The sequence below is a fragment of the Streptomyces sp. NPDC056160 genome (assembly GCF_042268205.1).
In the GTDB taxonomy this organism is placed as follows: domain Bacteria; phylum Actinomycetota; class Actinomycetes; order Streptomycetales; family Streptomycetaceae; genus Streptomyces.
The window spans coordinates 1-2,646 of the sequence record NZ_JBHJUW010000305.1 but is presented as its reverse complement, the minus strand read 5'-3'; the positions used below and the strand labels follow the sequence as shown (position 1 = coordinate 2,646).

General features: G+C 65.0%; 3 protein-coding genes. 2 read left to right on the top strand and 1 reads right to left on the bottom strand.

Annotated elements, in window-relative coordinates:
- The first annotated feature begins 170 nt into the window (after positions 1–170).
- A complete protein-coding gene (locus ACFC02_RS42220) occupies positions 171–1,640 on the top strand; it encodes an IS1380 family transposase (protein ID WP_376368286.1) in 1,470 nt (489 codons plus the stop codon).
- Positions 1,641–1,782: 142 nt separating this feature from the next.
- Here ACFC02_RS42220 and ACFC02_RS42215 read toward each other — a convergent pair whose 3' ends face one another.
- Complete coding sequence (locus tag ACFC02_RS42215; protein WP_376368284.1) at positions 1,783–2,202, bottom strand: hypothetical protein; 420 nt, start codon at positions 2,200–2,202, stop codon at positions 1,783–1,785.
- 27 nt (positions 2,203–2,229) lie between these two features.
- Between ACFC02_RS42215 and ACFC02_RS42210 the strand changes: the two genes are divergently transcribed.
- On the top strand, positions 2,230–2,646 hold a 417-nt coding region (locus ACFC02_RS42210; RefSeq protein ID WP_376368282.1), incomplete at its 3' end, for a hypothetical protein.

Here is a 2,646-nt window from a genome sequence, read left to right as displayed (position 1 = left end):
TCGGCTCTCACAGATCCGTGCGTAACAGTCTCCCGTTACACGGCTCTTGCCGTTCTGATCACCAACCTGACGCGGCCACCGTCGTGCAGCGCCAACCCTGGGTATTCAGCGGAATTGGGTGATCTGACGCCCCGATAGCAGAAAGGTGCCGTTGACCTGCAAGGATGTGAGTGTCTAGGTCATATCCGCTGCGGGAGCAAGGCACCTTTCTGGTGGTCGAGAGTACAGGGTGGGACCGTCGGCTGTCCGTGGTGGCTGACGGGAAGAGACTGATCGGGCATGCCGGGGCGGTGCTGCTGCGCCGATGCGCGGACCGCACGGGGCTGACGGACGCGTTGGCCGGGGTGCTGCCGTCCAGCACCGCAGCCGGCTGGCGGGACCGCGCCGGGGTGCTGGTGCACCTCGCGATCGCGATCGTGCTGGGGGCGGCGAACTTATCGGAGGCCGAGCAACTCCAGCTGCATCACCGGCCGTTGTTCGGAATCGCGGCCTCGGACTCCACCGCGCGGCGCACGCTGGCCATGCTCGACGGGGCCACCCTGGCGAAGATCGCGAAGGCGCGGGCGAAGGTGCGCCGGCACGTGTGGAGTCTGCTGCATCTGCGGCCGGGCGGCTTCCCGTGGCTGACGGTGGCGGGCAAGCGGCTGACCGGCTGGATCGTCATCGACCTCGACGCCACCATCATCACCGCAGCCTCGAAGAAGGCCGGGGCAGCGGTCACCTTCAAAAAGACGTTCGGGTTTCATCCGCTGGCCGCGTGGTGCGCGAACACCACCGAGTCCCTGGCCATGCTGCTGCGACCGGGGAACGCCGGGGCCAACACGGTGGCCGACCACATCCGCGTGCTCACCGATGCCCTCGCGCAGATCCCCGGATCGTCGGCCGCGAAGATCCTCGTCCGGGTGGACGGGGCCGGGGCCACCCACGGACTGCTGGAACACCTCGAAGCGTTGAACACCACACGGCGCACGGTCCGTTACACCGTCGGCTGGAAGATCACCGAAGATGACGAGAAGGCCATCGCCTGCCTGCCCGAGGCCGCCTGGGAGACCTCCGTGCACCAGGACGGCAGCCTCCAGGAGGGTTACTTCGTCGCCGAGTTGACCGGCCTGAACACCCGCGAGGGCTGGCCCGAGGGCATGCGGCTGATCGTGCGCCGGGTGCGTCCGACCCGGCGGCACCTGAAGAAGCTGACCGCGTTCGAGAAGAAGACCGGCTGGCGCTACTGCATCACCGCGACCAACATCCGTCACATGTGGGGCATCGCCGGCTCGGGCCACAGCCAGTTCCTGGACGTCCTGCACCGCTCCCACGCCGGCGTGGAAGACCGGGTGCGCACCAACAAGGCCATGGGGCTGGACAACCTGCCCTCCGCCTCCTGGGAGGTCAACCGCGGCTGGACGCTCGCCGCGAACCTCGCCACCGATCTCGACGCGTGGCTGCGGCTCCTGGCCCTGCACGACATCGACGGCCTGGCCGACGCCGAGCCGGACACCATGCGCTTCCGCCTCTACCACCTGCCCGCCCGGCTCGCCGACCACGCCCGCCGGCGCTGGCTGCGCATCGAGCGGACCTGGCCCTGGGCAACCGCGTTCACCACCTGCTGGCAGCGGCTGACCGCACTCCCGGCCATCACCTGACGACCGGCCGCCAGACCCGACGAAGACCAGAAAGGAGCAGGACCAGCACACTCCGGGAGCCGTGGAACCCCGGCGCAGCCGCAGCGACACGCGAAGGCCCCGCCCGCGATCACGCGGAACACAGGGCGAACCAGCGACCCGGTCATGCACTCACGACCTCTGAAGAATCGAGGCTAGTACAGGCATAAACCATCCAGCCCCACGCGACATAAAAATCGGATACCTGATCCATAAATTGAGACACGCAGGGAGGGAAAACCTTACGGAAAATGTGCACGGACTGCTGGGGTCGCACGGGAGGCTGGAGCAGAAGAACGGCAAGTGGTTCCTCGCTGACGGGATTACCCAAAGGAATATGGCTCATGCCGAATTTGAAGCAGCGCTGGACATCTGGTTCAACGGTCACCCCGGCACCGGCCAGCAGCCACACGCGCGCCTGCCTACGAGATACGAAAGAGTAGAGCTCCCACAGAATCCCGGAGAAGTAGGACCCGGCGCAGGCGCAGACCATCCCGCCCCACGCGTTATCAAAATCGGATACCTGATCAATAACTTGAGACACCGCGGGAAGGGAACCCTTACGGAAAATGTGCGCGTGCTGCTGGGGTCATACGGGAGGGTGGAGCAGGAGAACGGCAAGTGGTTCCTCGAAGTTGATGCGGCTCCGAGAGTAGAGAATAGCGCTCACTGGCTGCAAGAACTCCGGGACTTCTTCGGCAGTCCGGGGAACGCGGACTCCGAGATCCCGAAGCGAATAGATACTTTCCTCAGGGGTATGACCACTGATGGACTTGCGGAATCTGAAGCAAATCGGCCGGTCCGGGAATATTTGAGCGAGCGCTTCGATCTGGCCGAAGCCGGCGGGAAGTTTAAAATCACCCTCACTCCGCAGCATGGGGATGAAAGCGACACGCATATCGTCATGGATACGTTTTTCGGAACGGCATCCCGGAGAGAAGCGGACAGTATTGAAAGCTACTTCCGGAATGCGGGCAGCGCTTCCGGC